This window comes from Kitasatospora sp. NPDC101108 (assembly GCF_055584725.1).
In genome coordinates this window covers 1-24,926 of sequence record NZ_JBVJLM010000027.1, presented here as the reverse complement: position 1 = coordinate 24,926, position 24,926 = coordinate 1, and the positions used below count along the sequence as shown (strand labels likewise).

Here is a 24,926-nt window from a genome sequence, read left to right as displayed (position 1 = left end):
TCTTCTGCTGCTTCGTGGGGTAGTCAGAGGGGCCGCGTACCCGCGTGCGGGCGAGGTACGCGGCCGGAGCGGAACTAGCGGTTGACGGCTTCGAGGGAACGCAGGGCGTTGTGCGCCTCCGCGATCACGCGCTCGGCGGTCAGGCCGAACTCCTCGAACAGCACCTTGTAGTCGGCGGAGGCACCGAAGTGCTCCAGCGAGACGATCCGGCCGTGGTCGCCGACCAGCTCGCGCCAGCCCTGGGCGATGCCGGCCTCGACCGAGACGCGGGCCTTGACCGACGGCGGCAGCACGCTGTCGCGGTAGGCCTGGTCCTGCTCCTGGAACCACTCGAAGGACGGGACGGAGACCACCCGGGTCGGGACGCCCTCGGCCTCCAGGGCCTCGCGGGCCTGGACGGCCAGCTGGACCTCGGAACCGGTGCCCAGCAGGATCACCTGCGGGTCGCCGGTGGAGGCCTCGGCCAGCACGTAGGCGCCCTTGGCGGTGCCCTCGGCGGAGGCGAAGACCTCGCGGTCGAAGGTCGGGACGTTCTGGCGGGTCAGCGCCAGGCCGACCGGGCCGGGGTGGCTGGTCTGGCGCTCGATGATCGTGCGCCAGGCGACGGCCGTCTCGTTGGCGTCGGCCGGGCGGACCATGGACAGGCCCGGGATGGCGCGCAGCGAGGCCATGTGCTCGACCGGCTGGTGGGTCGGGCCGTCCTCGCCGAGGCCGATCGAGTCGTGCGTCCAGACGTAGGTGACCGGCAGCTTCATCAGCGCGGCCAGGCGGACGGCGGGGCGCATGTAGTCGGCGAAGACCAGGAAGGTGCCGCCGTAGACGCGGGTCTTCCCGTGCAGCGCGATGCCGTTCATGGTGGAGCCCATGGCGTGCTCGCGGATGCCGAAGTGGATCGTCCGGCCGTACGGGCTGGCGGACTTCAGCGGGTTGCCCTCGGGGAGGAAGGAGCTGTCCTCGTCGATGGTGGTGAGGTTGGACTCCGCGAGGTCGGCCGAGCCGCCCCACAGCTCCGGGATCACCGCGCCGAGCGCCTTGAGGGTCTCGCCGGAGGCCTTGCGGGTGGCGACGTCCTTGCCGGCCGGGAAGGTCGGGACGGCCTTCTTCCAGCCCTCGGGCAGCTCGCCGGCCTGGATGCGGTCGAACTCGGCGGCCCGGTGCGGGTTGGCGGCGCGCCAGGCGTCGAAGCTCTGCTGCCACTGGTCGCGGGCGGCCTTGCCGCGCTTGATGACCTGGCGGGCGTGCTCGATGACCTGGTCGCTGACCTCGAAGGTCTTCTCCGGGTCGAAGCCCAGGACCTTCTTGGTGGCGGCGATCTCGGCGGCGCCGAGCGCGGAGCCGTGCGCCTTGGCGGTGTTCTGGGCGTCCGGGGCCGGCCAGGCGATGATCGTGCGCATCGCGATGATCGACGGGCGGGAGGTCTCGGCCTTGGCGGCGGCCAGCGCACCGGCGAGGGCCTCGACGTCGACGTCGCCGTTGGCCTTCGGGGTGACGCGCTGGACGTGCCAGCCGTACGCCTCGTAGCGCTTGAGGACGTCCTCGGAGAAGGCGGTCTCGGTGTCGCCCTCGATCGAGATGTGGTTGTCGTCGTAGAGGGCGACCAGGTTGCCCAGCTTCTGGTGGCCGGCCAGCGAGGAGGCCTCGGCGGAGATGCCCTCCTCCAGGTCGCCGTCGGAGACGATGGCCCAGATGGTGTGGTCGAAGGGGGACTCCCCGGCGGCCGCCTCCGGGTCGAACAGGCCGCGCTCGTAGCGGGCGGCCATCGCCATGCCGACCGCGTTGGCGATGCCCTGGCCGAGCGGGCCGGTGGTGGTCTCCACGCCCGCGGTGTGGCCGTGCTCCGGGTGGCCCGGGGTGCGGCTGCCGGCCACCCGGAAGGCCTTGAGGTCGTCCAGTTCCAGGCCGTAGCCGGAGAAGTACAGCTGGGTGTAGAGCGTCAGGCTGGTGTGCCCGGGGGAGAGGACGAAGCGGTCGCGGCCGACCCAGGCCGGGTCGGTCGGGTCGTGGCGAAGGAAGCGCTGGAAGATCAGGTAGGCAGCGGGGGCCAGGGACATGGCCGTCCCGGGGTGCCCGTTACCGACCTTCTGGACAGCGTCCATCGCGAGGACGCGCGCCGTGTCAACCGTGCGCTCATCCAGGTCGCTCCACTCGAATGCGTTCGTCGGCGCAGTGCTCACCCTGTCTCAGGGCTCCTTCCATTGTGAAGAGTGACCCCGTGAATGGGGACCGGGTCGGCCACGGCGCTGTGGTCCCGACTGTGGATGGTGCCGGTCACGGAGGGTAGATCCCGCTTCTGCGTGCGAGCCTACCGTCCGGGCCGGGGCTCACCCTCCGTGCCGGGACAACCGGGATTTCCGCATGGTGATTCCCACTAGGGCGGTTCGACGTGTTTTGTCCCAGGCTCTCCCGGTTTACGCGGGCGCGCCGCCCGGGTGGTCGGGACGGGTTGCGGGGGCGCGCCGGAGCCGCTTCGTGGCTTCACCCAGTCGGTTCACCCGGGGGTGTGCGATCCGCCTCGCCGGGGGACCCCGGAGCCGGATGGGATATATGGAGCGTCTAAGGTGGCGTGGTACGCGCAGAGCGGACGATTCGGGACCCTTCGTTCCTGTGGACGCCTGCGAGGATTCATCTTCAGTTGGGGTGTTAGTGACCGCCGTCGAAACCCGTCCCGCCGGGGTCACCGGGGCGACTCCTGCGCACCGGCCCATCGGGGCCCGTGTCGGCGCCTTCGTCGCACTGACCAAGCCGCGCATCATCGAGCTGCTGCTGATGAGCACCGTGCCGGTGATGTTCCTGGCCCAACAGGGCGTGCCCGACATGCTCCTGGTGCTGAAGGTCGTGGTCGGCGGTTACCTCTCGGCGGGCGGCGCCAACGCCCTCAACATGTACATCGACCGCGACATCGACGCCCTGATGTCCCGCACCGAGCGCCGGCCGATCGTCACGGGGATGGTGTCGCCGCGCGAGGCGCTGGTCTTCGGCATCACGCTCGGGATCGTCTCCACCCTGCTGCTCGGCATCGGCGTCAACTGGCTCTCCGCCGGACTGGCGCTCGGCGCGCTGCTGTTCTACGTGTTCGTCTACACGCTGGGGCTCAAGCGGCGCACCTCGCAGAACATCGTCTGGGGCGGCATCGCCGGCTGCATGCCGGTGCTGATCGGCTGGTCCTCGGTGACCAACTCGGTGTCCTGGGCGGCCGTCGCGCTCTTCCTGGTCGTCTTCTTCTGGACCCCGCCGCACACCTGGGTGCTGTCGATGAAGGTGCGCGACGACTACGAGCGGGCCGGAGTGCCGATGCTCCCGGTCATCAAGGGCAACGTGGCGGTCGGCAAGCAGGTCGTCGCCTACTCCTGGGTGATGGTGGCGGTCTCGCTGGCGGTCTGGCCGCTGGGGCACATGAGCTGGCTGTACCCGGTCGCCGCGGTGCTGCTCGGCGGCTTCTGGCTGCGCGAGGCGCACGCGCTGTACGGACGGGCGAAGGCCGGGATCGTGGGCGCCAAGCTGAAGGAGATGCGGCTGTTCCACTGGTCGATCACCTACCTGTCGCTGCTGTTCGTGGTGTGCGCGATCGATCCGTTCGTCAAGTAAGGCCTGTTGTACGGCGAAGAGCCCCGGTCCTGGTGGACCGGGGCTCTTCCGCGTTCATCGTTCATCGTGCCGGTAGCTCCGACGGGCCGACGTGGCCGTCCAGCCAGTCCCGCAGCGGCTGGGAGCCGCGCAGGAAGTCGACGATCCGGGTGTGGGCGGCCCGGGTGCCCAGCCACTTCGCGGGCTCCCACTCCTGCCAGGCCACCAGACCCTTGTGCCGCAGCAGCTCGATCCGGGGGTGGTCCTTGGGGTAGCCGCGCGGGGCCGACTTGAGGGAGTCGCGGCCGTGGACCCGCGGACCGGCCTGCTCCACCCGGGTGATCACCCGCTCCAGCTCGGCGCCGCTGACGTCCTCGGCGACGGCGGCGCGGTAGCGCTCCAGCTGGTCGGGGGCCAGCTGGTACATGCCGTTGCCGCAGGCCAGGCCGTCGGCGGAGAGCTGGATGTAGCCGCCGGACTCCAGGTGCGCGCCGATGTGGGTCTTGTACGGGGACTTGTCGGCGCTGAAGCGGACGTCCCGGTTGGGGCGGAAGATCTTCCCCGGCCCGAACTCCGGCTCCAGCTCGGCGAGCAGCGCCTCCATCGGGGCCCGTACGGCGGTGTCGTACTGTTCCTTGTGGGCCTGCCAGAAGGACTTCGAGTTGTCGGCTTCGAGGTGCTCGTAGAAGTCCAGCGCCTCGCTCGGCCAGCCTTTGAACGTCATATTCCGAGTATGTGTCCCGGTGCACAGGGCGCTCCCGTCGCCAGCTCGTCTACCGGTGGGTAGCATGCGGGCATGAGCAGCGCATCGACCGCCACCGCCGCCGCGCCGGACGCCCGTACCGAGCGCCGCGCCAAGCGCATCGCCAAGCACCTGACCAGCTTCGCCCAGCAGCACGGCGGCAGCGCCGACGCGGTCGTCGAGTACGTCGGCGCCGTGGCCACCCGCATCGTCGTGGTCGGCGCGGACGGCGCCTGGGGCGACCAGGTGGCCCCCACCTACGCCGTCGGCCGACGGGCCGCGGAGCTGGCCGGGCTGACCCTGCACGAGAACTTCGAGGGCGAGCTGGGGCTGAAGGTGAAGACCAGCGCGTACGAGTGGAAGCGGATGGCCGGCATCCAGCTCGGCGGCTGACCGCGCCTCGTTCGAACGCCGACGGCCCGGCTCCCCCTAGGCGGGGGAGCCGGGCCGTTGTCGCTGGTCAGGGGCACCGGACGGCCCGGCGAGGGGTAGCGCTACGGTACGCGCATGCACTTCATCGTTGTCGGTATCCGCACGCTCGTGAACGCGATAGTCGACGGCGACCCGCTGTTGCCCGCGGTGACGCTCTTCCTGCTGTCCTTCCCCCTCGCGATCGGTGTCGCGCTGATCCGCGCCCGCCGCCGGCCGCAGTAGGCCCGGCTCCCCGTGCGGGGAGCCGGGCCGTTCGCCGTTTCAGACGGGCAGGTTCCAGCCCGGGCCGTTCTCGTGCCCGATCCACACGCGTTGCCCTGACTCGGAGATGGTGATCCCGAAGTCCTCCTGATGCGGCTCGCCGGCCTGCTGCCAGGCTTCGACGGCGCCCTCCACCTGGTCCCAGAGCCGGAGCGGGCCGCGCTGGACGACAGTCCACCCGCCTTGGGGGTTGGGCGTGGTCCGGGCCTGCGAACCGGTGGCCACGTCGGAGAGGATCTGCTGCCCGCCGGCTCCCATCCGCTCGGCCGAGGGCGCCGCGAGCTGTGCGACCCAACTGCCCGTCCAGGTGCTGATGATCTCGGGGTCGATCCGGGTGGGGCGTTCGTCTCCGGGAAGCAGCGACAGGCTTTGGCGAGGTGGCCGGTCGTGGGGGCGGGCGATCATGAAGCTCGTGTAACCGGGCAGGAAGCGGCCGGTGGCCTGCCCGGGGCCGGTGACGGTCAGCCGCGCGAGGCCGAAGCCGTAGCCCCAGCCGGACAGGGTGACCAGGATTCGGCCGCCGGGCTTCACCTGGTGCAGCCACGGGAGCGGGACGTAGCGGACGGAACAGGTGGCGATGAGACGGTCGTACTGGCCTCCGTCCGGGTCGCCGAGCAGCCCGTCGCCGATGATCAGTCGGGGGGAGTAGCCGGCGGCCTTGATGGCGGCTGCGGCCGCCTCGCCCACCTGCGGGTCGTACTCGATGCTGGTGAGGTTGGAGCCGCCGAGTCGGTGTGCGCCGAGGGCGGTGGAGTATCCGGTCCCGGTGCCGATCTCCAGGACCCGGTGCCCGGCCTCGGTGTCGAGCTGGTGCCACATCCGCAGGACCAGGGACGGCAGGGTGGACGACGAGGACGGGGCCCCGGTCGCGGTGCCGCCGGTCACGTCCTCGGGGCGTGTCCGCCCGTCGAGTTGGGTGATCAGCGTTTCGTCCGAGTAGACGTGCTCCAGCCATCCGGGCTCGCCCTTGAACACCGGCCGGTAGGTGGGCGGGTTGGTCGCCGGGACCGGAAGGAAGAACGAGCCCGTGAACAGTTCCCGGGGGACCGCTCTGGCGGCGCTCTCCCACGCAGGGTCGGTGATCTCGTCTTCCCCGGTGAACGCGTCGACCAAGGCGGCGCGGAGCTGATCCGATGTGCTCACGTGTCGGAGCCTTTCGCTAGCTGGTCGGCGATGGCGTGGGCGATCGCCGTGGTGGTCTCGGCCGGCTGCCATGCCCATTGACCGTTCGGGTTGCACTCAAGGAAGTACCACTCCCCGGCGACGGTCACAGCGAAGTCGAACGCGCCGTACAGCAGGCGGAATTCGCCGAGGTAGGCGCCGATCGAGCGTGCGACCGGTCCGGGGATGTCGATCGGCGTGCACGTCATCCGGTCCTGTCGCCGGCGCCAGTCGAGGTCGGGGCTGTCGATCCGGACACCGAACAGGCTGCTGCCGACGGCGGTCACCCGGATGTCGAAGGCCTTCGGCACCTTCGCCTGGAACATGTGCGGGCACGCGTTGATCGCCGAGGTGAGTTCGGTCCCGGACACCTCGCGCACCCAGACGGCCTGAGGCTTCCCGTTGACCGAATAGGGGGTGTTCCAGAGCGGCTTGTAGACCACCCCACCGGCGTGGGACGTCACGAACTCCCGCGCCTCCTGTTCGTTGTTCGTGATCAGGGTGTCGGGAACCAGGAACCCGATGCGCTGCGCGGCGGCAAGCTGCGCCGGTTTGTGCTCGGCGGCGCGGTTGGCCCACGGATGGTTCATGTAGAGCGCACCGGGGAGCGAGGCGAGGATGCCACCCGCGCCCCAGAGACATTGTGAGGCGGCGAACCGGCGGTCCTGTCCGTCCAGTTCGGGCGGGCCTTCGTAGGGCGAGGCCCGGCGCACCCAGACGGACCGGACGGCGGAGAGGTCGAGTTCCCGGCCGGCGGTGCGCAGGGTGCCCCGCTGGTCGCCGCTGCGGTACGCGGCGGTCAGCGAGGCACCCGTGTGCAGGTCAGTGCCGGGATCGAGGCGAACCACCGGGACGTGGCGCTCCGCGAGTACCCGCAGCACCGCGTCCGCCGTCACGTCAAGGGGATTGGTCAGTACCAGCACCGACCCGCTTCGGTAGCCCATCAGCCAGAACTCTGGTCCTGGTCGTAGGACTCGGTGCTGTCGGCATCGGTGGCCCCACCCGGCCCGGCCCCGTCGCCGGGCGAGGTGGTGGTCGGCGTGAGCCCGCTGGTGCTGGTGCCGTGCGCACCCATCTCGACCGTGCGGCCGTACTCGTCCACGAGGACGGCGACCTGCGTCTCAGGGTCGATCACGGGTGTGAGGGTGGGAAAGGGGCTGGACTCGGGGTAGGGGCCCATGCGGGTGGTGCCCCACGGTGCGGTTGTCATCTGTACTGCGCCTCCTGGTTCATGGTGGTGTGAGTGAAGGTGATCCCGGCCGCGCCGCCGGATCGGCGGCGCGGCCGGGAGTTCAGTGGGATCGGTTGATCAGTACGAGGGCCGCGATGACGACGTGCAGCCCGGCCGCGGCGGATACGCCGTAGGCGGCCCAGATCCGCGTGGGACCGGGGATGGACGGTGACGGCGGCAGTGCGTCATCGGGGGCGTCAGTGTCCTGCGGAGGTTGCCGGTTCACCGGGGGATCGGCGCGGGAGTCGCGAGGTCGGCGTGGACGACCTTGCCGAACGGGAGGGGCGTGACACCCCAGCGGCCGTGAGTGAGCCGGTGGACCATGGCCAGCCCCCGGCCCGACGTGGCGTCGGGCCGGGCCTGGATCATCACGGGCATCGATCGGGAACCGTCACCGACGAGGATGCGGACGGTGCGGTCCGCCGGACGGCGGACGCCGACGAGCATGTGCGTCTGGCAGCCGGTCTTGAGGGAGTTGGTGACCAACTCGCTGACGATGACGGTGGCGTCGTCCACCAGGTCGTCGAGCCCCCAGTCCCGCAGCTGCGCGCCGACGAACCGGCGCGCAGCTGTCACCGACCCCGGCCGGTAGGGCAGCGGAAGGTCAGCCGTCGATATCGACACCGAGTTGGTGGCGGGAATCGAACGACACTCCAGCGAAGTGTGCTGCTTGGGAACTTCCAGCACGTCGGCCTCGAACATGACCATCTCCTCTAAATGAGGTATTGCCATGCACTCATGTACATGAGTGACGAGTAGAAGAGTGCCCGACTCCTGTACATGAGTCAACCCGTCGCGAGATGAATCTCGCGACGGGTTGAGGAAGTTGATCGTCAGTCAGTCATGTGCGGGGAAGCGATAGTCAAGAATGAACTGATCGGCCGCCATGACGGTGTCGCATACCTCCACCACGCGGCCGTCTCTGGTGACGGCTTCGCGAACAAGATGAATCACTGGCGCACCGGGGCTCAGAGCGAGTGCTTTCGTTTCGGGCTTGGTCGCGAGCCTGGCCCGCACGGACTCGGTGAACTCGGCGAGGGAGTGGCCGTGCTCTTCGAGGCGGGCGTAGATGCCGCCGCCACCGGGGTTCTCGGCGAAGACTTCAGGGATGTCCTTGATCACGTCCCACGGGAGGTACGACGTGGCCTCCTCGGTGGGTACCCCGTCACGAAAGTACCGGCGTTTGCGGGCCAAGACCTGGGTGCCAGGGGGAAGGCCCAAGCGATCGGCGATCTCAGAAGGTGCTGCCGTGGGGCCTACGAACAGCACGGTCACGGACGGGATGCCGCCGGAGGTCTCCGCCTCTGCAAGGTATGCGGCCTTGCCTGCTTTGCGGTGGGTGCGGCGGAATCGATCCGCAGACTTCCGCTGCACCGGCGGGCGGGAGCGGACGAATGAGCCTCGACCGTGGTGCGTCTCGATGAGCTGAGTCGTTCGGAGTTCGGCGATGGCCTTGCGGACCGTCCCGGATGCGACTCCGTATCGCTGCATGAGCTCGGCCTCGCTGGGCACGGTTGCACCGGGAGCGAGAGCGCCTGACTTGATCTGTGCGGCGATGTCAGCCGCGATCTGTAGGTACTTTGCTGTGGCCGACGAGGCCACTTCACCACTCGCCATAGTCCTTCAGGGCTCCTATTCTCCTGCACATGAGTAACAGTGCTGGGAAGTCCCAGTCAACGCTGCTCCACTCGGTCTCCGTCGCGGGGGTGGTGGTGCGCGAGGACGGTTGTGTGCTGACGATTCGCCGGGCTGACAACGGGACTTGGGAGCCTCCAGGCGGTGTGCTGGAGCTGGACGAGGCCGTTGAGGACGGCATGCGCCGCGAGGTCTATGAGGAGACCGGGATCAAGGTCGGCGTGGAGCGACTGACCGGCGTCTACAAGAACGTGAGCCGCGGGATTGTCGCTCTTGTGTTTCGCTGCCGACCGGAGAGCGGGGAGACGCGGCTCTCGGCCGAGTCGATTGAGGTCGCCTGGCTGACGCCGGGCGAGGTGTCCGAGCGCATGGCCGAGGTCTATGCCGTGCGTGTGCTGGACGCGCTTCGGGAGGACCCGACACCGCGTGTCCGGAGCCACGACGGCCGGCACCTGTTGTGACGACGTCGATCCGCCTGCTCGATCGACGTCGACAGCACGCCAGCAGGGGGCCTTGGTGCGGGACGGGCGGGCGCAGAGAGTGACGCCAGCGATGCCCACTGTCAATTGATCCTGGTCAGGCCTCGGATGATCACTGAAGCGCCCACTGTAGGGTCGAGCCGTGGCAACTCTGGCGCACTCCGACATCGACAAGCAGGCGCTGCCTGAGGTCCCCGCGGAAGCAGTCGAACACGGCGAGGTCTTCACCCGCCGTTGGGTCGTCGAGCTCATCCTCGATCTGCTGGGCTACACGCCGGACAAGGACCTCGCCCACCTGAAGGTCGTCGAGCCCGCCTGTGGCACCGGGGCGTTCCTCGGCGTGATCGCTTCGCGGATCAGTGCCTCGTGCCGAGCCCACGGTCGTCCGATCACCGATGCGGTCAACGCCGTCCAGGCGTTCGACCTGCTCGGGCGCAATGTGGCCGAGAGCCGTGGAGTCGTGGAGCAGTGCCTTCGGGATGACGGTTGGGAGCGGAGTGAGGCTCGGAAGGTCGCTGCGCACTGGGTGAAACAGGGTGACTACCTCCTCCAGACCGACGCCGAGCACCGCGCGGATTTCGTCGTCGGCAATCCCCCCTACATCAGGCTGGAGGATGTCCCTGATGACCGGATGGACGCCTACCGGACCATCTGCTCCACGATGGGCGGCCGCGCCGACATCTACATCGGCTTCTACGAGGTGGCACTCCGGAGCCTGAAGCCGGGCGGCCGTCTCGGCTTCATCTGCGCGGACCGCTGGATGAGGAACCAGTACGGCCGCAAGCTCCGTCAGCTGGTGACCGGGCAGTTCAGCATGGATCTGGCGCTGGTGATGCACGACGTGGATGCCTTCCAGGAGCAGGTCTCCGCGTACCCCGCTGTCACGATCATTTCCCGCCAGCCGCAGGGCGGCGCGGTTGCCGCTGACACGACCCGTGCGTTCGGGGAGCCGGAGGCCCGTGACTTCCTTGCCTGGTACAACGGCGAGGATCGGGAGCCGATCGCCACGGCCGCGTTCCAGGCGGCCGTCCTGCCGCACTGGTTCCCCGGTGAGGATTCCTGGCCGGCGGCCTCGCCTGCCAGGCTCGCCGTCCTGGAAGACCTCAGCGACCGGTTCGGGCTGCTGGAGGACAAGGCGACGGGGACACGCGTAGGCATCGGTATCGCGACCGGGGCGGACAAGGTCTTCATCACCGATGACCGCGAACTGGTCGAGCCGGACCGGCTTCTGCCCCTGGCCATGGTCCGGGACACCACCAGCGGTTCCATCGACTGGAGCGGGTCCTGCCTGGTCAATCCGTGGAACTCCCGGGGCGAACTCGTCGACCTTTCCGCCTATCCGAAACTCGGCGCCTACTTCCGCCGGCACAGCGGCGCCCTGCGCAAGAGGTACGTGGCGGTCAAGCAGCCGGACCGCTGGTACAAGACGATCGACAAGGTCGATCACGGACTGAGGACTCGGCCCAAACTTCTCTTCCCGGACATGAAGCTGACCATCCATCCGGTGCTCGACGAAGGGAAGTTGTACCCTCACCACAACCTGTACTTCATCGTCTCGGACGTCTGGGACATGCGCGTTCTCGGTGGACTGCTCCTCTCCAAGGTGGCCGAGGCGTTCGTGGAGGCGTACGCGGTCAAGATGCGTGGGGGAACGCTCCGCTTCCAGGCGCAGTACCTCCGCAAGATCCGGGTTCCGGACCCGGCGGCCATCGCCGAGGAAGACCGTGCAGCCCTGATCGACGCCTTCGACAGGCGGGACGTGAAGGCGGCCACCGAGGCAGCACTGCGTGTCTACGGGCTCACCGAGCTACCCGCTTAGGAGGAACCGACCTTGACGGTCACCCGCCAGGACTTCGAGGACGCCGTTGCGGCGTACTGGGGTGTCAAGCAGGCCCAGAATGATCAGTCGGCGATCAAGGCCGCAGTCGGCGCCGGCACGGCGGGTTCTGTCAGAGGTGGCAAGCACTTCGATTCCATCGCGGCCCTCCTGGCGAAGTTCTTCCTCGATGCGGGCTACCCCGGCGAGAGCATCCGGGTCACCACGTCCCAGCGTCTGGAGCTCCCCGGCTACTACCGGCCGCAGAAGCAGTGGGACGTCGTCGTCGCTTACGAGAACACGCTGGTGGCCGCCTTCGAGATGAAGGCCCTGGGCGGTCCGTCCTTCGGCAACAACTACAACAACCGGGTCGAGGAGGCGCTCGGCAGCGCCGTCGACCTTCGAAGGGCGGCGCTGGCCGACCTCTACCCCGGGGAGAAGCCCTGGCTCGGCTACTTCTTCATCATGCAGGACGAGGAAGGATCGAGGCGGCCCGTGAAGCCGGCCGAGGGGGCTTTCCCGGTCGAGGACGTCTGGCGCGGCAAGTCCTACCAGGAGCGGTTCGGCATCTTCTGCCAGCGGTTGATGGCCGAGCAGCTCTATGACGCGGTCTGCTACGTCACGTCGTCCGCGACCGATCCGAAGCCGAGCGAGCCCGTTGACAGTCTGGACTGGCGGCACTTCTCCGCTGCCATCAACGCGCGGATCGGCTACCTGAAGGAGCTGGGGCTGCCGAGGCGCTGACCCGTGCGAGCATGCTGCGCAGCGCGTGCGGGATACGGCGAAGGCCCCCATCGTGGATGGGGGCCTTCGCCGTTGAAGCTTGCTTCTGCTCAGACGGTGGCGATCTGCGGGGCCTGGGCGGGCAGCTGTTCGGGGAGCTCCTCGACCGCGCGGGTGCGGAGGGCGAGGGGGATGCGGAGGGCGGCGATCCACGTCAGCGTCGCGCCGAGCATGTGGAGGCCGACCATCAGCTCGGGGGCGTCGGTGAAGTACTGGATGAAGCCCAGGACGCCCTGGAGCAAGAGCACCGCGAGGAGTTCCTTGGTGCGGGACTTGGCTGCCCGGGGGGCCTTGATCGCCGCGAAGACGAAGATCATCGCGATGGTCAGGCCGACCGAGACGAACGCGAAGTCGGCGTGGAACTGCGCGAGGCGGTCGTAGTCGATGGGGATGCGCGGCACGATCTTGTTGTCCTGGGGCGTGCCCGGGTGGTGGCCGGCGCCGGTGACCAGGGTGCCCGCCGCGACCAGGAGGCCGACGACGGTGACCAGCACGTACGAGAGCTGGTGGATGGGGCGCGCGACGGCGAGCTCGGGGGCGCCGTCGCCTTCCTTGCTGCGCTCCCACATCAGCAGCGCGACCCAGGCCAGGGCCATCGCGGCGATCATGTGCAGCGCGACGGTGTAGGGGTTCAGGCCCGTCAGCACGGTGATGCCGCCGAGGACGGCGTTGCTCATCACCAGCCAGAACTGCGCCCAGCCGAGCTTCGTCAGGCTCCGCCGCCACGGGCGGTGGCAGCGGGCGGCCAGAATCGCCCAGCCGACGGCCGCGCTCAGCACGTAGGTGAGCATCCGGTTGGTGAACTCGACGATGCCGTGGAAGCCCATTTCCGCGGTGGGCGTCAGGCTCTCGGCGGTGCAGCGGGGCCAGGTCGTACAGCCGAGGCCGGAGGCGGTGAGCCGGACGGCGCCGCCGGTGACGACGATCACCACGCTCATCACTAGCGCGGCGAACGTGGCGCGCCGGACCATCGCGGCGGAGGGCTGCCAGCGCTCGGCGAGCAGGGAGAAGGGGGTACGCACGGCACCAATCGTAGGCGGCCTTACGGGCGATCTTGGGGCGGGGCGCGGGGTGCGGCGATCGGACGCGCAAACGGAACTGTTGGGGCAAGGCGGTCATTGGTCTTGACCAATCGCCCGCCTTGCCGAAAGAGCGCGGCACGTAAGCGGAGATCCAGCACATGCGCATACCCGAGCCCGTCCAATGGCGGCCGGTGCCGGGATCGTGGTGGCGGTCCGGCGGAAGTCGGCCGGGAAGGCCTGAGCCATCGGAGATCTCCGCACGCTCGTCGGCTGATCGATATTGCGCCCCCGATGATCGAATCCGATCGCCGGGGGCGCTGCTCCGTGGCCAAAGTGACGAAGTTCATTCAACTTTGTCGAATCCGCGTTCTGCGAGGTGGCGGCCGTGATGAGCTGGTCAAGCACATCCGGGAACGGACCGACAGGCGAAATCCGGTCGCACGGCGGGGTGTGGCGAGGTGCGGGAGTGCCGGTAGAGTCCCCCGGACATGTCGTAGTGGGCCACCGCGAACCACTCAACGCGCCTACTGCGCAAGACCGTTCGGAGGGGAACAGCGTAATGGCGCGACAGCAGCGGCACATGCGGATCGGTGCGACGGCACTCGCCGGCACGGCGGCGGCCGGATTCCTCCTGCCCCTGGCGCTGGCCACCAATGCCTCGGCGCACGTGCCGACTTGGTCGGTGACCTGCGACAAGGTCGTGATCGACCTGATCAACTACAGCCCCAAGCCTGACGTGAAGAACACCGTCAGCCTCACCGTCGGCGACGAGAAGGTCCTGGACGCCAAGGAGTTCCCGGCGGAGTTCCACGGCACCTTCCCGGTGAAGGACCACGACGCCCCGGTCACGGCGCACCTGGTGGTGAAGACCACCGAGACCCCGGCCGAGAAGGGCTGGAACGTCGACGAGACCAAGACCATCGCGCCGTGCCACACCCCGACCCCCACGCCCACCCCGACCCCCACCAAGACCCCCACCCCCACTCCCACACCTACCCCGACCCCGACGCCGACCGGCACCCCCTCGGCGACGCCCACCCCGAGCAGGACCCCGTCGGCGACCCCCACCCCCAGCCAGACCCCGGCCGCCCCGGCTCCGGCCCCCGCGACCAGCGCCCCGGCGCTCGCCCAGACCGGTAGCAGCGACGCCACCCCGATGATCGCGGCGGCCGGCGGCGGGGTGCTGCTGGTCGGCGGCGCGCTCGTGCTGCTCGCCCGCAAGCGCCGCGGTGGCAGCCAGGGCTGATCCGCGGCCGAACGCACGACGCCCCCCGGCCTCAAGCGGCCGGGGGGCGTCGCACATCGCCGAGCGGGCGGATCACTCCCAGCGGAAGAACCGGGCGGCCGCGGCCAGTCCCAGGACGGCCCATCCGGCCAGGATGCCGAGGTCAGACCAGGGCACCCCGGCGCCGTGCTGGAGCACCGAGCGCAGCCCGTCCGAGAGCGCCGAGATCGGCAGCAGCTCCAGCACCGACCGCACCGCGCCGGGGAACTTGCCGAGCGGCACGATCACCCCGCCGGCCAGCAGCAGCAGGATGAACACCAGGTTGGCGGCGGCCAGGGTGGCCTCGGCCTTGAGGGTGCCGGCCATCAGCAGGCCGAGCCCGGAGAAGGCCGCGGTGCCGAGCACCAGCAGGGCGGCGACGGCCACGGGGTTGCCGTGCGGGGACCAGCCGAGCGCCAGCGCGATGACCGACAGCAGGGCGACCTGCAGCACCTCGGTGACCAGCACGCAGCCGGTCTTGGCGGTCAGCAGCGTCCAGCGCGGCAGCGGGCTGGCGCCGAGCCGCTTGAGCACGCCGTAGCGGCGCTCGAAGCCGGTGGCGATGGCCTGCCCGGTGAAGGCGGTGGACATCACGGCCAGCGCGAGCAGGCCGGGCGCCAGGAAGTCGACCCGCTTGCCGGGGCCCTCCACCGCGACGACGTCCACGGCGGAGAACAGCACCAGCAGCACGGTCGGGATGACCACGGTGAGCAGCAGCTGCTCACCGTTGCGCAGCAGCATGCGGGTCTCGAAGGCGGTCTGGGCGAGCAGCATCCGGCCGACCGGCGCCGCTCCCGGCTTCGGGGAGTAGTCCACGGTGGTCACGAGCGGAGCTCCCGTCCGGTCAGGTCGAGGAAGACGTCTTCGAGGCTGCGCCGCTGGACGGACAGCCGTTCGGGCAGGATGCCGGAGGCCGCGCACCAGCCGGTGACGGTGGCCAGCAGCCTGCTGGGGTCGACGGGCGCCGCGACGCGGTAGTTGCCGGGGGCGGTCTCGGCGGCGGTGGCGCCCGAGGGCAGCTCCTTGAGCAGCGGGCCGAGGTCGAGTCCGGGCGGGCCGTCGAAGCGCAGGGCGTCCTCGGCGCCGCCGCGGCACAGCTCCTCGGTGGTGCCGTTCGCGATGACCCTGCCGCGGTCGACGACGGCGACGTGGTCGGCGAGCTGTTCGGCCTCGTCCATGTGGTGGGTGGTGACGACCACGGTGACGCCGTCCCGGCGCAGGTCGCGGACCAGGTCCCAGGTGGCGCGGCGGGCCTGGGGGTCGAGGCCGGCGGTGGGCTCGTCGAGGAAGACCAGCTCGGGGCGGCCGACCACGGCCATCGCCAGGGCGAGCCGCTGCTGCTGGCCGCCGGAGAGCCGGCGGTAGGTGGTGCGGCCGCAGGAGCCGAGGCCGAGGCGCTCGACCAGGGCGTCGACGTCCAGCGGGTGGGCGTGCAGCGCGGCGGTGTGCCGGAGCATCTCGACGGCGCGCGCGCCCGCGTAGACGCCACCCGATTGGAGCATGACGCCGATCCGGGGCCGGAGCTCGGTGCTCTGCGTGGCCGGGTCGAGCCCGAGGACGCGGACGGTGCCGGCGTCCGGGCGGCGGTAGCCCTCGCAGGTCTCGATGGTGGTGGTCTTGCCGGCGCCGTTGGGGCCGAGGACGGCGGTGATCGCGCCGCGGGCGATGGTGAGGTCGAGGCCGTCCACCGCGGCTTTGTCGCCGTAGCGCTTGACCAGCCCGGCGATCTCTACCGCGGGTACGGGGTTCATACCGGCGAGTGTAAGAGGACCGAACGGACGGACCGGACACCGGCCTTGGTGATCGTTTCCGCTGATCAGGTAAGGCTTGCCTGCGTGACAGATGACACCGGTGAGGCCTGGATCACGGCTTGTCCTCTCGGAAGCAATTACGCAACACTGGTGTTGTGAAAAACATGCGCGAGCACGCCCAGCAGCAGGAGGCCGAGTCGGCCTCCCACTGCGACGTGCCCGTGACGGCGGCCGAGGTGCTGCTGGAGGGCCTCCGCGCCACCCGCGACCGGGTCGCCCGGTCGATCCTCGACCACGGCCCCTCCTCCGCCGCCGACCTGGCGAACCGGCTCGGCCTCACCGCCGCCGCCGTCCGCCGCCACCTCGACGGGCTGGCCGCCGCGGGTCTGGTCGAGTCCCGCGAGCAGCGGGTCTACGGCAGCCGGGGCCGCGGCCGTCCGGCCAAGGTCTTCGCCCTCACCGACGGCGGCCGGGACGCCTTCTACCAGGCCTACGACCAGCTCGCGGCCGACGCGCTGCGCTGGATCGCGGACTCGGTCGGCGGCGGGAAGGCGGGCGAGGAGGCGGTCGCCGCCTTCGCCCGCGCCCGGTTCGGCAAGCAGGCGGAGAAGTACCTGGACGCCCTGCGGCGGGCCGAGGCCGGGGAGCGCCCCGAGGCCCTCGCCGAGGCGCTGAGCGCGGACGGGTACGCTGCCACGGTGCGGCGTGTCCCGTCGGCCGTGGCCAAGGCCCCGGCGGGCGCCCAGCTCTGCCAGCACCACTGCCCGGTCGCGCACATCGCCGAGCAGTTCCCGCAGCTCTGCGAGGCGGAGACCGAGGTCTTCTCCCAGCTCCTGGGCACCCATGTGCAACGGCTGGCCACCATCGCCCACGGCGACGGGGTCTGCACCACCTATGTGCCGGCACCCGGTGCCGCATCGTCGCCCGCCCGGCGTTCCGCGGGCCACGGCTCCGATGCAGCGCCGACTGCCGGTACGTCCACCGAAGATTCTGCGTCCGCGCGTTAGGAAGCTCGCATGACTGACACCGTTTCGCACCCGGAGCTTGAGGGCCTGGGCACTTACGAGTACGGCTGGGCCGACCCGGACACCGCCGGTGCCGCGGCCAAGCGCGGGCTCAGCGAGGAGGTCGTGCGCGACATCTCCGCGAAGAAGAACGAGTCCGAGTGGATGCTGAACCTGCGGCTCAAGGGCCTGAAGCTGTTCGGCAAGAAGCCCATGCCCACCTGGGGTTCCGACCTCTCCGGCATCGACTTCGACAACATCAAGTACTTCGTCCGCTCCACCGAGAAGCAGGCCGAGTCCTGGGAGGACCTGCCCGCGGACATCAAGGCCACCTACGACAAGCTGGGCATCCCGGAGGCGGAGAAGCAGCGCCTGGTCGCCGGTGTCGCCGCCCAGTACGAGTCCGAGGTCGTCTACCACCAGATCCGCGAGGACCTGGAGGAGCAGGGCGTCATCTTCCTGGACACCGACACCGCGCTGCGCGAGCACCCGGAGCTGTTCAAGGAGTACTTCGGCACCGTCATCCCGGCCGGTGACAACAAGTTCGCCGCGCTGAACACGGCCGTGTGGTCCGGTGGCTCGTTCATCTACGTGCCGAAGGGCGTGCACGTCGACATCCCGCTGCAGGCCTACTTCCGGATCAACACCGAGAACATGGGCCAGTTCGAGCGGACGCTGATCATCGTCGACGAGGACGCCTACGTCCACTACGTCGAGGGCTGCACCGCGCCGATCTACTCCTCGGACTCGCTGCACTCGGCGGTCGTCGAGATCATCGTCAAGAAGGGCGGCCGCTGCCGCTACACGACCATCCAGAACTGGTCGAACAACGTCTACAACCTGGTCACCAAGCGCGCCGTGGCGTACGAGGGCGCGACCATGGAGTGGGTCGACGGCAACATCGGTTCCAAGGTCACCATGAAGTACCCGGCCGTCTACCTGATGGGCGAGCACGCCAAGGGCGAGACCCTGTCGATCGCCTTCGCGGGCGAGGGCCAGCACCAGGACGCCGGCGCCAAGATGGTGCACATGGCGCCGAACACCTCCTCGCACATCGTCTCCAAGTCGGTGGCGCGCGGCGGCGGCCGGACGTCCTACCGCGGTCTGATCGAGATCGGCGAGGGCTCGCACGGCGCCAAGTCCAACGTGCTGTGCGACGCGCTGCTGGTCGACACCGTCTCCCGCTCGGACACCTACCCGTACGTGGACGTCCGCGAGGACGACGTGTCCATGGGCCACGAGGCGACGGTCTCCAAGGTCAGCGAGGACCAGCTGTTCTACCTGATGAGCCGCGGCCTGACCGAGACCGAGGCGATGGCGATGATCGTGCGCGGCTTCGTCGAGCCGATCGCGCGCGAGCTGCCGATGGAGTACGCGCTGGAGCTCAACCGGCTGATCGAGCTGCAGATGGAGGGCGCGGTCGGCTGACCCCCGGCCGCCACCGCCGTCCACTGATTTCCGAGGAAGAGAGCACTACGAACAGCCATGGCTGAGCAGAACACCACCGGCTCCACCACCGCCGGTTCGATCGAGGTCGGCACCGCCGGCGCGGGCGCGCAGCTCGCCGGCCCCGGCACCGGCCGGACCGCGGTCCAGCAGCCGATCGACGCGCGCGTCGCCGTCAAGCCCTCCTTCGACGTGAACGACTTCCCGGTGCCGCACGGCCGCGAGGAGGACTGGCGGTTCACCCCGCTGCACCGCCTCGGCGGGCTGCACGACGGGACCGCCGCCGACGCCGAGCGGGGCGAGGACAAGGTCGAGTTCGCGCTGCCGGACGGCGTCACCGCCGAGACCGTCGGCCGTGACGACGCGCGCCTGGGCAAGGCCGGCACGCCGGTCGACCGGGTCGCCGCGCAGGCCTTCAGCGCCTTCGAGCAGGCGCTCGTGGTCACCGTCCCCAAGGACGCGGTGCTGACCGAGCCGGTCAAGATCGACGTGCGCGCCGAGGGCGGGGTCCGCTTCGCCCACGTGGTGATCGACGTCAAGCCGTTCGCCGAGGCCGTCGTGGTGCTCAACCACGCGGGCACCGGCACCCGGGCCGCCAACGTCGAGCTCCTGGTCGGCGACGGCGCCAAGCTCACCTTCGTCTCCGTGCAGGACTGGGAGCGGGACGCCGTCCACGTCGCCCAGCACAACGCGCTGGTCGGCCGGGACGCCTCGTTCAAGTCCGTGGTCGTCACCTTCGGCGGCGACCTGGTCCGCCTGCACCCGCGGGTCAACTACGCCGGCCCCGGCGGCGAGGCCGAGCTGTTCGGCCTGTACTTCGCCGACGCCGGCCAGCACCTGGAGCACCGCCTGGTCATCGACCACGACACGCCGCACTGCCGGTCGAACGTGGCGTACAAGGGCGCGCTGCAGGGTCAGGACGCCCACGCGGTCTGGGTCGGCGACGTGCTGATCCGCGCCGCGGCGCTCGGCACCGACACCTACGAGCTCAACCGGAACCTGGTGCTCACCGACGGCGCCCGGGTCGACTCGATCCCGAACCTGGAGATCGAGACCGGCGAGATCGTCGGCGCCGGCCACGCCTCGGCGACCGGCCGCTTCGACGACGAGCAGCTCTTCTACCTGATGGCCCGCGGCATCCCGGCCGACGAGGCCCGCCGCCTGGTGGTCCGCGGCTTCTTCGCCGAGCTGCTGCAGCAGATCGGCGTGGCCGAGGTCCAGGACCAGCTCATGGAGAAGATCGACGCCGAGCTGGAAGCGGCGGTCTGAACCCGATGAGCTTCCTCCGTGCCTGCGCGCTGAGCGACCTCCAGGAGGACGTGCCCAAGCGCGTGGACCTCAACGGCGTGCCGGTCTCGATCGTCCGCACCGACGAGGGGGTGTTCGCGATCAACGACATCTGCTCGCACGCGAACGTATCGCTCTCCGAGGGCGAGGTCGAGGACTGCATGATCGAGTGCTGGCTGCACGGCTCCAGCTTCGACCTGCGCACCGGCAAGCCCTCCGGCCTGCCCGCCACCAAGCCGGTCGCTGTCTACCCCGTAAAGATCGAAGGGGACGATGTGCTCGTCTCCGTCAACCAGGAGTCCTGAGTACACATGGCAACCCTTGAAATCCGCGACCTGCACGTCTCCGTCGAGGCCGAGAACGGCCCGCGCGAGATCCTGAAGGGCGTCGACCTGACCGTGAAGCAGGGCGAGACCCACGCCATCATGGGTCCGAACGGCTCCGGCAAGTCCACCCTCGCCTACTCGCTGGCCGGCCACCCCAAGTACACCGTCACCGGCGGCTCGGTGCTGCTGGACGGCGAGGACGTCCTGGAGATGTCCGTCGACGAGCGCGCCAAGGCCGGCGTCTTCCTGGCCATGCAGTACCCGGTCGAGGTCCCGGGCGTCTCGGTCAGCAACTTCCTGCGCACCGCCGCCACCGCCGTCCGCGGCGAGGCCCCCAAGCTGCGGCTGTGGGTGAAGGAGGTCAAGGAGGCGATGGCCGCCCTGCAGATGGACCCGGCCTTCGCCGAGCGCAACGTCAACGAGGGCTTCTCCGGCGGTGAGAAGAAGCGCCACGAGATCCTCCAGCTGGAGCTGCTCAAGCCGAAGATCGCGATCCTCGACGAGACCGACTCCGGCCTGGACGTCGACGCGCTGCGGATCGTCTCCGAGGGCATCAACCGGGTCCGTTCGACCGGCGAGGTCGGCACCCTGCTGGTCACCCACTACACGCGCATCCTGCGCTACATCCAGCCCGACTACGTCCACGTGTTCGCGGGCGGCCGCATCGTCGAGTCCGGCGGCGCCGAGCTCGCCGACAAGCTGGAGAACGAGGGCTACGAGGCGTATGTGAAGGGGGGCGCGTCCGAGTGACACATGCCTTCACCGGTCTGCTCGACACCGACGCGATCCGCAAGGACTTCCCGGTCCTGCAGCGTCTGCTGCACGAGGAGAAGCCGCTGGTCTACCTGGACAACGCGGCCACCTCGCAGAAGCCGCGCCAGGTGCTGGAGGCGCTGAACGCCTACTACGAGCGGCACAACGCCAACGTCCACCGCGGCGTGCACGTGCTCGCCGAGGAGGCCACGGCGATGTACGAGGGCTCCCGCGACAAGGTCGCGGCCTTCGTCAACGCGCCGAGCCGCAACGAGGTGATCTTCACCAAGAACGCCTCGGAGTCGCTCAACCTCGTGGCCAACATGCTCGGTTGGGCCGACGAGCCGTACCGGGTGGACGCCGACTCCGAGATCGTGATCACGGAGATGGAGCACCACTCCAACATCGTCCCGTGGCAGCTGCTGTCGCAGCGCACCGGTGCGAAGCTCAAGTGGTTCGGGCTGACCGACGAGGGCCGGCTCGACCTGTCGAACATCGACGAGCTGATCACCGAGAAGACCAAGGTGGTCTCCTTCACCCTGGTCTCCAACCTGCTCGGCACGATCAACCCGGTCGAGACGATCGTCCGCCGGGCCCAGGCCGTCGGCGCGCTGGTCGTGATCGACGCCTCGCAGGCCGCGCCGCACATGGTGCTGGACGTGCAGGCGCTGGAGGCCGACTTCGTCGCCTTCACCGGCCACAAGATGCTGGCCCCGACCGGCATCGGCGTGCTCTGGGGCCGCCAGGAGCTGCTGGAGGACCTCCCGCCGTTCCTCGGCGGCGGCGAGATGATCGAGACCGTCACCATGGGCTCGTCCACCTACGCCCCGGCGCCGCACAAGTTCGAGGCGGGCACCCCGCCGATCGCCCAGGCGGTCGGGCTGGGCGCGGCCATCGACTACCTGTCGGCCATCGGCATGGAGAAGATCGCCGCGCACGAGCACGCGATCACCGAGTACGCGGTGGAGCGCCTGCTGGAGGTCCCGGACCTGCGGATCATCGGTCCGCGCACGGCCGTGGACCGCGGCGCCGCGATCTCCTTCACCCTCGGTGACATCCACCCGCACGACGTGGGCCAGGTGCTGGACGAGCAGGGCATCGCCGTGCGCGTCGGACACCACTGCGCGCGGCCGGTCTGCCTGCGGTACGGAATTCCGGCGACCACGCGGGCGTCGTTCTACCTGTACTCGACGCCGGGCGAGGTCGACGCGCTGATCAACGGCCTGCACCACGTCCGGAACTTCTTCGGCTGACGGGACAGGGCAGGACGACCATGAAGCTCGACTCGATGTACCAGGACATCATCCTGGACCACTACCGCAACCCGCACGGCAAGGGGCTGCGGGACGGCGACGCCGAGGTGCACCACGTCAACCCGACGTGCGGCGACGAGATCACCCTGCGGGTGAAGCTCGACGGCGCGAAGGTCGTCGACGTCTCGTACGAGTCCCAGGGCTGTTCGATCAGCCAGGCCAGCGCCTCGGTGCTGAACGACCTGGTGGTCGGCAAGACCGTCGGCGAGGCGCAGGCGGTCCAGGAGGCCTTCCTGGAGCTGATGCAGAGCAAGGGCCAGGGCGAGGGCGACGAGGAGGTGCTGGAGGACGCGGTCGCGTTCGCCGGCGTCTCCAAGTACCCGGCCCGGGTCAAGTGCGCCCTGCTCAGCTGGATGGCCTGGAAGGACGCCACCGCCCAGGCGCTCGCCCAGAACCCCGTCGTGAACGACTGACCTGCAGAGGAGGACAGAACCAATGAGTGACGAAACCCCCTCCGCAGCGGAGGAGCAGCCGAACGGCGGCATCGTCGGCACCACCGCCGGCACCGTCTCGGTCGAGGACCTGACCGAGGCCCTGATGGACGTCGTCGACCCCGAACTGGGCATCGACGTCGTCAACCTGGGCCTGATCTACGGCATCCACATCGACGAGTCCGACGTGGCCACCATCGACATGACGCTCACCTCGGCGGCCTGCCCGCTGACCGACGTCATCGAGGACCAGGCCAAGACCGCCACCGACGGGCTGGTCCAGGACCTGCGGATCAACTGGGTCTGGATGCCGCCGTGGGGCCCGGACAAGATCACCGACGACGGGCGCGAGCAGCTGCGGGCGCTGGGCTTCAACGTCTGAGGCCTTTCGATCGTCTACCTGCTGCCCGGGACTTCTGCGGAAGTCCCGGGCAGCGGCGTTTCCGCGGTCCGCTGAGTGAACACCCGCGCGTGGTCTGCTGCGCTGGGCACGTTTGCCGCCGTTCCCCACCATCCGCCCCCACTGCCAGAGCTTTCCTCGGACCGGTGGGAGAGCGTGCCTCAGGCTGCGATGTGTGCGGGCCGACTGCCGGTCAGTGCGGAGCGCAGGGCGGTCCGGACGCGGGCGGCACCTGCGGCTGCCACGTCCGCCCCCTGGCCGACCGTGAGGGTTCCGGTTGTCAGGCCGGCGCAGGGGCGGCAGATGCCCGGTCGGGGCACGGGGTCATGGCACTTGGCACACTCGGCGTACCGGACCGGTGGCCGTGGATCGGGCCGGGCGGGCGGCATCTTGTGCTCCAGGCGGTAGCGGAGCACGGCGACCGCCGAGTGCACCGGGACGGGCAGGCCCGGCAGCAGGGCGTGGGTCAGGTCGGTTGAGGTGCTGCCGCGCGCCAGCCACTGCGCGACCAGGGGCGCCAGTTCCTGGGCTTCGGCCTCGCCCAGGCGCAGACGGGGTTCGGGTCGGATCACGCGGAACAGGGTTGCCACTGCCTCACGGATCTCGGGTGGCACCTCCCGTCCTCCTGGGTCGCTTTCGTCGGCCGGGCTCGTGGGGAGGGAGGGTTCTTGGCACCGGTTCTTTACAACAGGGCTGCCAGCACAGCCGGTTGCCGCTTCACCGGGGACCGGAGGGGTGGTACTCGGCGCCGCGAGCTGCGGGGTGTCGTAGACGTGGTTCTCGGTGATGATCGTGCCGTCGGGCAGGCGGATCGTCTCGATCCGGTAGTAGCCGGCCGCGGTCAGCTCCTTCAGGGCCTTGCGGATCGCACCGCGGCCCTGGGGGCTGGTGTCGGCCATGTGGCGGCCGTCCTCGCGCCAGCCGTCGGGGCGGGAGAGCAGGTCCGCGAGCAGGCCTCGGGCGGTGTAGGACAGCCGCCGGTCCTGGAGCAGGGCGTTGGGCAGCACGATGAAGTTGCGCACGTGGGCGCTACGATGGACGCGCATCGGGAGGTTGGACTCCTGTTGCCGGACCCCGGAGCGTTGGCGCGCTGCCGGGGTCACCTATTTTCGGTTGGATTACAGAACGTATCACGTTACTTGACGCACCGTTATGTCTTCGGGCAATCCAGCACGGCGCCAGTGCACATGGGTGCGTGTCAGAAGTGATCGGCGCAGCTGCCGGTTTGCGGTTATCTGGCGGCAAGGAAGTCCCCACGTTCGAGCGCCTCGCGGAGGACCGTGGCGATCTCCTGGGGCAGGAGGTTGATCACGTCGAGGGCTTCGACGGTGAGGGGGATCTCTTCGAGGAGGTACTCGCCTCGGCCTTCCTGGCTGAACTCGGGCCCGGTGCGGTCTTCGAAGCTCCAGTTGTCGATGGTGGCGAGGTAGAAATCCTGGCGCTCTTCATCGGATTTGATGGTGTGGAGGAGGCTGACGATCTCGGCCTCGCCGGCGATCTCCTCCCGGACCTCGCGCAACAGGGCGTCCTCGGGGCTGGCGTCGGTCGGTTCGATCTTGCCGCCGACGATCACCCAGTACGGGTCTATGTCGGGTCGGATGCGCTTGATCAGCAGCGTGCTGTTGTTCGGGGTTAGGAGGACGGCGCGGACGCGGTGCTGCATGGTGGTCTGCTTTCTTGGTCGGTGATGCGGGAGGATCAGTGGAGGATCCAGCTGCCGTCGACTGCAATGACCCACCTGATTCGGGCGCAAGCCCGGTCCTTCAGGGCCGGGATAGCCCGTGCGGCCCGAGGCGCGGAGCGTTCCGGCCTCGGGCCGCAGCGT

27 protein-coding genes are annotated in these 24,926 nt (G+C 69.6%); 15 read left to right on the top strand and 12 right to left on the bottom strand.

The genetic code is table 11. From position 1 onward, the window contains the following. Positions 1 to 74 precede the first annotated feature (74 nt). Positions 75 to 2,174, bottom strand: a complete 2,100-nt coding sequence (tkt, locus tag ACZ6Z8_RS34620; RefSeq protein WP_465613979.1) for a transketolase — start codon at positions 2,172 to 2,174, stop codon at positions 75 to 77. A 463-nt stretch (positions 2,175 to 2,637) separates the two neighbouring features. On the opposite strand from tkt, the gene ACZ6Z8_RS34615 reads away from it, so the two are divergent. Then, a complete protein-coding gene (locus tag ACZ6Z8_RS34615; protein WP_465613978.1) occupies positions 2,638 to 3,585 on the top strand; it encodes a heme o synthase in 948 nt (315 codons plus the stop codon). Between the two features lie 61 nt (positions 3,586 to 3,646). Here ACZ6Z8_RS34615 and ACZ6Z8_RS34610 read toward each other — a convergent pair whose 3' ends face one another. Next, complete coding sequence (locus tag ACZ6Z8_RS34610; protein ID WP_465613977.1) at positions 3,647 to 4,288, bottom strand: DUF2461 domain-containing protein; 642 nt, start codon at positions 4,286 to 4,288, stop codon at positions 3,647 to 3,649. A 72-nt stretch (positions 4,289 to 4,360) separates the two neighbouring features. Here ACZ6Z8_RS34610 and ACZ6Z8_RS34605 point away from each other — a divergent pair, with 72 nt between their 5' ends. Continuing rightward, a complete protein-coding gene (locus tag ACZ6Z8_RS34605; RefSeq protein WP_402820994.1) occupies positions 4,361 to 4,699 on the top strand; it encodes a hypothetical protein in 339 nt (112 codons plus the stop codon). Positions 4,700 to 4,813: 114 nt separating this feature from the next. Continuing rightward, entirely contained in the window at positions 4,814 to 4,960 is a 147-nt protein-coding gene (locus ACZ6Z8_RS34600) for a hypothetical protein (RefSeq protein ID WP_465613976.1), read from the top strand. A gap of 39 nt (positions 4,961 to 4,999) precedes the next feature. On the opposite strand, the gene tgmC is transcribed toward ACZ6Z8_RS34600, so the two are convergent. From tgmC to ACZ6Z8_RS34575, 5 genes are all read right to left on the bottom strand, one after another. After that, entirely contained in the window at positions 5,000 to 6,142 is a 1,143-nt protein-coding gene (tgmC, locus tag ACZ6Z8_RS34595) for an ATP-grasp peptide maturase system methyltransferase (RefSeq protein WP_465613975.1), read from the bottom strand. Beyond that, positions 6,139 to 7,104 carry an ATP-grasp ribosomal peptide maturase gene (gene tgmB / locus ACZ6Z8_RS34590; RefSeq protein WP_465613974.1) on the bottom strand — a complete coding sequence of 322 codons (966 nt, stop codon included), beginning with the start codon at positions 7,102 to 7,104 and terminating at the stop codon, positions 6,139 to 6,141. The genes tgmC and tgmB overlap by 4 nt, the downstream gene beginning before the upstream one ends. Next, the gene (gene tgmA, locus ACZ6Z8_RS34585) at positions 7,104 to 7,370 is read right to left on the bottom strand and encodes a putative ATP-grasp-modified RiPP (protein ID WP_465613973.1); all 267 of its coding nucleotides are present in this window, start codon (positions 7,368 to 7,370) and stop codon (positions 7,104 to 7,106) included. Before tgmA ends, tgmB begins: the two co-directional genes overlap by 1 nt. A gap of 243 nt (positions 7,371 to 7,613) precedes the next feature. Then, positions 7,614 to 8,093 carry an ATP-binding protein gene (locus ACZ6Z8_RS34580; protein ID WP_465613972.1) on the bottom strand — a complete coding sequence of 160 codons (480 nt, stop codon included), beginning with the start codon at positions 8,091 to 8,093 and terminating at the stop codon, positions 7,614 to 7,616. Positions 8,094 to 8,228: 135 nt separating this feature from the next. Further along, positions 8,229 to 9,008: a GntR family transcriptional regulator gene (locus ACZ6Z8_RS34575; RefSeq protein ID WP_465613971.1), complete on the bottom strand. Its 780-nt coding sequence runs from the start codon at positions 9,006 to 9,008 to the stop codon at positions 8,229 to 8,231. A 17-nt stretch (positions 9,009 to 9,025) separates the two neighbouring features. Here ACZ6Z8_RS34575 and ACZ6Z8_RS34570 point away from each other — a divergent pair, with 17 nt between their 5' ends. The 3 genes from ACZ6Z8_RS34570 (at position 9,026) to ACZ6Z8_RS34560 (ending at position 12,065) form a co-directional block, all read left to right on the top strand. Further along, complete coding sequence (locus tag ACZ6Z8_RS34570) at positions 9,026 to 9,487, top strand: NUDIX hydrolase (RefSeq protein ID WP_465614022.1); 462 nt, start codon at positions 9,026 to 9,028, stop codon at positions 9,485 to 9,487. Between the two features lie 160 nt (positions 9,488 to 9,647). Next, the gene (locus ACZ6Z8_RS34565) at positions 9,648 to 11,324 is read left to right on the top strand and encodes an Eco57I restriction-modification methylase domain-containing protein (RefSeq protein ID WP_465613970.1); all 1,677 of its coding nucleotides are present in this window, start codon (positions 9,648 to 9,650) and stop codon (positions 11,322 to 11,324) included. A 12-nt stretch (positions 11,325 to 11,336) separates the two neighbouring features. Beyond that, positions 11,337 to 12,065 carry a PaeR7I family type II restriction endonuclease gene (locus ACZ6Z8_RS34560; protein WP_465613969.1) on the top strand — a complete coding sequence of 243 codons (729 nt, stop codon included), beginning with the start codon at positions 11,337 to 11,339 and terminating at the stop codon, positions 12,063 to 12,065. A gap of 89 nt (positions 12,066 to 12,154) precedes the next feature. Here the strand turns inward: ACZ6Z8_RS34560 and ACZ6Z8_RS34555 are convergent, their stop codons facing one another. Further along, the gene (locus ACZ6Z8_RS34555) at positions 12,155 to 13,126 is read right to left on the bottom strand and encodes a COX15/CtaA family protein (RefSeq protein ID WP_465613968.1); all 972 of its coding nucleotides are present in this window, start codon (positions 13,124 to 13,126) and stop codon (positions 12,155 to 12,157) included. Between the two features lie 559 nt (positions 13,127 to 13,685). Between ACZ6Z8_RS34555 and ACZ6Z8_RS34550 the strand changes: the two genes are divergently transcribed. After that, positions 13,686 to 14,372 carry an LAETG motif-containing sortase-dependent surface protein gene (locus tag ACZ6Z8_RS34550; protein ID WP_465613967.1) on the top strand — a complete coding sequence of 229 codons (687 nt, stop codon included), beginning with the start codon at positions 13,686 to 13,688 and terminating at the stop codon, positions 14,370 to 14,372. Positions 14,373 to 14,444: 72 nt separating this feature from the next. Here ACZ6Z8_RS34550 and ACZ6Z8_RS34545 read toward each other — a convergent pair whose 3' ends face one another. After that, positions 14,445 to 15,164: an ABC transporter permease gene (locus ACZ6Z8_RS34545; protein ID WP_465614021.1), complete on the bottom strand. Its 720-nt coding sequence runs from the start codon at positions 15,162 to 15,164 to the stop codon at positions 14,445 to 14,447. Positions 15,165 to 15,211: 47 nt separating this feature from the next. Continuing rightward, positions 15,212 to 16,141 carry an ABC transporter ATP-binding protein gene (locus ACZ6Z8_RS34540; RefSeq protein WP_465613966.1) on the bottom strand — a complete coding sequence of 310 codons (930 nt, stop codon included), beginning with the start codon at positions 16,139 to 16,141 and terminating at the stop codon, positions 15,212 to 15,214. Positions 16,142 to 16,305: 164 nt separating this feature from the next. Between ACZ6Z8_RS34540 and ACZ6Z8_RS34535 the strand changes: the two genes are divergently transcribed. Genes ACZ6Z8_RS34535 through ACZ6Z8_RS34500 form a run of 8 tightly spaced genes read left to right on the top strand, consistent with a single transcriptional unit; the run spans position 16,306 to position 23,083 of the window. Continuing rightward, positions 16,306 to 17,148 (top strand): helix-turn-helix transcriptional regulator, encoded by an 843-nt coding sequence (locus ACZ6Z8_RS34535; protein ID WP_465614020.1) that lies wholly within the window; start codon positions 16,306 to 16,308, stop codon positions 17,146 to 17,148. Between the two features lie 9 nt (positions 17,149 to 17,157). Beyond that, entirely contained in the window at positions 17,158 to 18,573 is a 1,416-nt protein-coding gene (gene sufB, locus ACZ6Z8_RS34530; protein WP_465613965.1) for a Fe-S cluster assembly protein SufB, read from the top strand. Between the two features lie 57 nt (positions 18,574 to 18,630). Then, positions 18,631 to 19,860, top strand: coding sequence for a Fe-S cluster assembly protein SufD (gene sufD, locus ACZ6Z8_RS34525; protein ID WP_465613964.1), 1,230 nt, complete (start codon positions 18,631 to 18,633; stop codon positions 19,858 to 19,860). A gap of 5 nt (positions 19,861 to 19,865) precedes the next feature. Beyond that, positions 19,866 to 20,183 (top strand): bifunctional 3-phenylpropionate/cinnamic acid dioxygenase ferredoxin subunit, encoded by a 318-nt coding sequence (locus ACZ6Z8_RS34520; protein WP_207813275.1) that lies wholly within the window; start codon positions 19,866 to 19,868, stop codon positions 20,181 to 20,183. Between the two features lie 6 nt (positions 20,184 to 20,189). Next, on the top strand, positions 20,190 to 20,954 hold the full coding sequence (gene sufC / locus ACZ6Z8_RS34515; RefSeq protein ID WP_196952639.1) for a Fe-S cluster assembly ATPase SufC: 765 nt from the start codon (positions 20,190 to 20,192) through the stop codon (positions 20,952 to 20,954). Beyond that, entirely contained in the window at positions 20,951 to 22,210 is a 1,260-nt protein-coding gene (locus ACZ6Z8_RS34510; protein ID WP_465613963.1) for a cysteine desulfurase, read from the top strand. The genes sufC and ACZ6Z8_RS34510 overlap by 4 nt, the downstream gene beginning before the upstream one ends. 20 nt (positions 22,211 to 22,230) lie before the next feature. Next, positions 22,231 to 22,683, top strand: coding sequence for a Fe-S cluster assembly sulfur transfer protein SufU (gene sufU / locus ACZ6Z8_RS34505; protein WP_465613962.1), 453 nt, complete (start codon positions 22,231 to 22,233; stop codon positions 22,681 to 22,683). 22 nt (positions 22,684 to 22,705) lie between these two features. Continuing rightward, on the top strand, positions 22,706 to 23,083 hold the full coding sequence (locus ACZ6Z8_RS34500; protein WP_355205970.1) for a metal-sulfur cluster assembly factor: 378 nt from the start codon (positions 22,706 to 22,708) through the stop codon (positions 23,081 to 23,083). A gap of 179 nt (positions 23,084 to 23,262) precedes the next feature. On the opposite strand, the gene ACZ6Z8_RS34495 is transcribed toward ACZ6Z8_RS34500, so the two are convergent. Then, a complete protein-coding gene (locus tag ACZ6Z8_RS34495; protein ID WP_465613961.1) occupies positions 23,263 to 24,147 on the bottom strand; it encodes a hypothetical protein in 885 nt (294 codons plus the stop codon). A gap of 185 nt (positions 24,148 to 24,332) precedes the next feature. After that, a partial coding sequence (locus tag ACZ6Z8_RS34490; protein ID WP_465613960.1) for an NUDIX hydrolase occupies positions 24,333 to 24,926 on the bottom strand: 594 nt, incomplete at its 5' end.

What these genes read in the sequence shown, in the direction of transcription:
- ACZ6Z8_RS34580 (WP_465613972.1), bottom strand. Translation starts at nt 8,093, where the DNA reads ATGTTCGAGGCCGACGTGCTGGAAGTTCCCAAGCAGCACACTTCGCTG.
- ACZ6Z8_RS34500 (WP_355205970.1), top strand. Translation starts at nt 22,706, where the DNA reads ATGAGTGACGAAACCCCCTCCGCAGCGGAGGAGCAGCCGAACGGCGGC.
- ACZ6Z8_RS34605 (WP_402820994.1), top strand. Translation starts at nt 4,361, where the DNA reads ATGAGCAGCGCATCGACCGCCACCGCCGCCGCGCCGGACGCCCGTACC.
- sufD (WP_465613964.1), top strand. Translation starts at nt 18,631, where the DNA reads ATGGCTGAGCAGAACACCACCGGCTCCACCACCGCCGGTTCGATCGAG.
- ACZ6Z8_RS34610 (WP_465613977.1), bottom strand. Translation starts at nt 4,288, where the DNA reads ATGACGTTCAAAGGCTGGCCGAGCGAGGCGCTGGACTTCTACGAGCAC.
- ACZ6Z8_RS34540 (WP_465613966.1), bottom strand. Translation starts at nt 16,141, where the DNA reads ATGAACCCCGTACCCGCGGTAGAGATCGCCGGGCTGGTCAAGCGCTAC.
- sufB (WP_465613965.1), top strand. Translation starts at nt 17,158, where the DNA reads ATGACTGACACCGTTTCGCACCCGGAGCTTGAGGGCCTGGGCACTTAC.
- sufC (WP_196952639.1), top strand. Translation starts at nt 20,190, where the DNA reads ATGGCAACCCTTGAAATCCGCGACCTGCACGTCTCCGTCGAGGCCGAG.
- tgmA (WP_465613973.1), bottom strand. Translation starts at nt 7,370, where the DNA reads ATGACAACCGCACCGTGGGGCACCACCCGCATGGGCCCCTACCCCGAG.
- ACZ6Z8_RS34545 (WP_465614021.1), bottom strand. Translation starts at nt 15,164, where the DNA reads ATGCTGCTCGCCCAGACCGCCTTCGAGACCCGCATGCTGCTGCGCAAC.
- ACZ6Z8_RS34575 (WP_465613971.1), bottom strand. Translation starts at nt 9,008, where the DNA reads ATGGCGAGTGGTGAAGTGGCCTCGTCGGCCACAGCAAAGTACCTACAG.
- ACZ6Z8_RS34600 (WP_465613976.1), top strand. Translation starts at nt 4,814, where the DNA reads ATGCACTTCATCGTTGTCGGTATCCGCACGCTCGTGAACGCGATAGTC.
- ACZ6Z8_RS34535 (WP_465614020.1), top strand. Translation starts at nt 16,306, where the DNA reads ATGCGCGAGCACGCCCAGCAGCAGGAGGCCGAGTCGGCCTCCCACTGC.
- ACZ6Z8_RS34550 (WP_465613967.1), top strand. Translation starts at nt 13,686, where the DNA reads ATGGCGCGACAGCAGCGGCACATGCGGATCGGTGCGACGGCACTCGCC.
- ACZ6Z8_RS34520 (WP_207813275.1), top strand. Translation starts at nt 19,866, where the DNA reads ATGAGCTTCCTCCGTGCCTGCGCGCTGAGCGACCTCCAGGAGGACGTG.
- ACZ6Z8_RS34495 (WP_465613961.1), bottom strand. Translation starts at nt 24,147, where the DNA reads ATGCGCGTCCATCGTAGCGCCCACGTGCGCAACTTCATCGTGCTGCCC.
- tgmB (WP_465613974.1), bottom strand. Translation starts at nt 7,104, where the DNA reads ATGGGCTACCGAAGCGGGTCGGTGCTGGTACTGACCAATCCCCTTGAC.
- sufU (WP_465613962.1), top strand. Translation starts at nt 22,231, where the DNA reads ATGAAGCTCGACTCGATGTACCAGGACATCATCCTGGACCACTACCGC.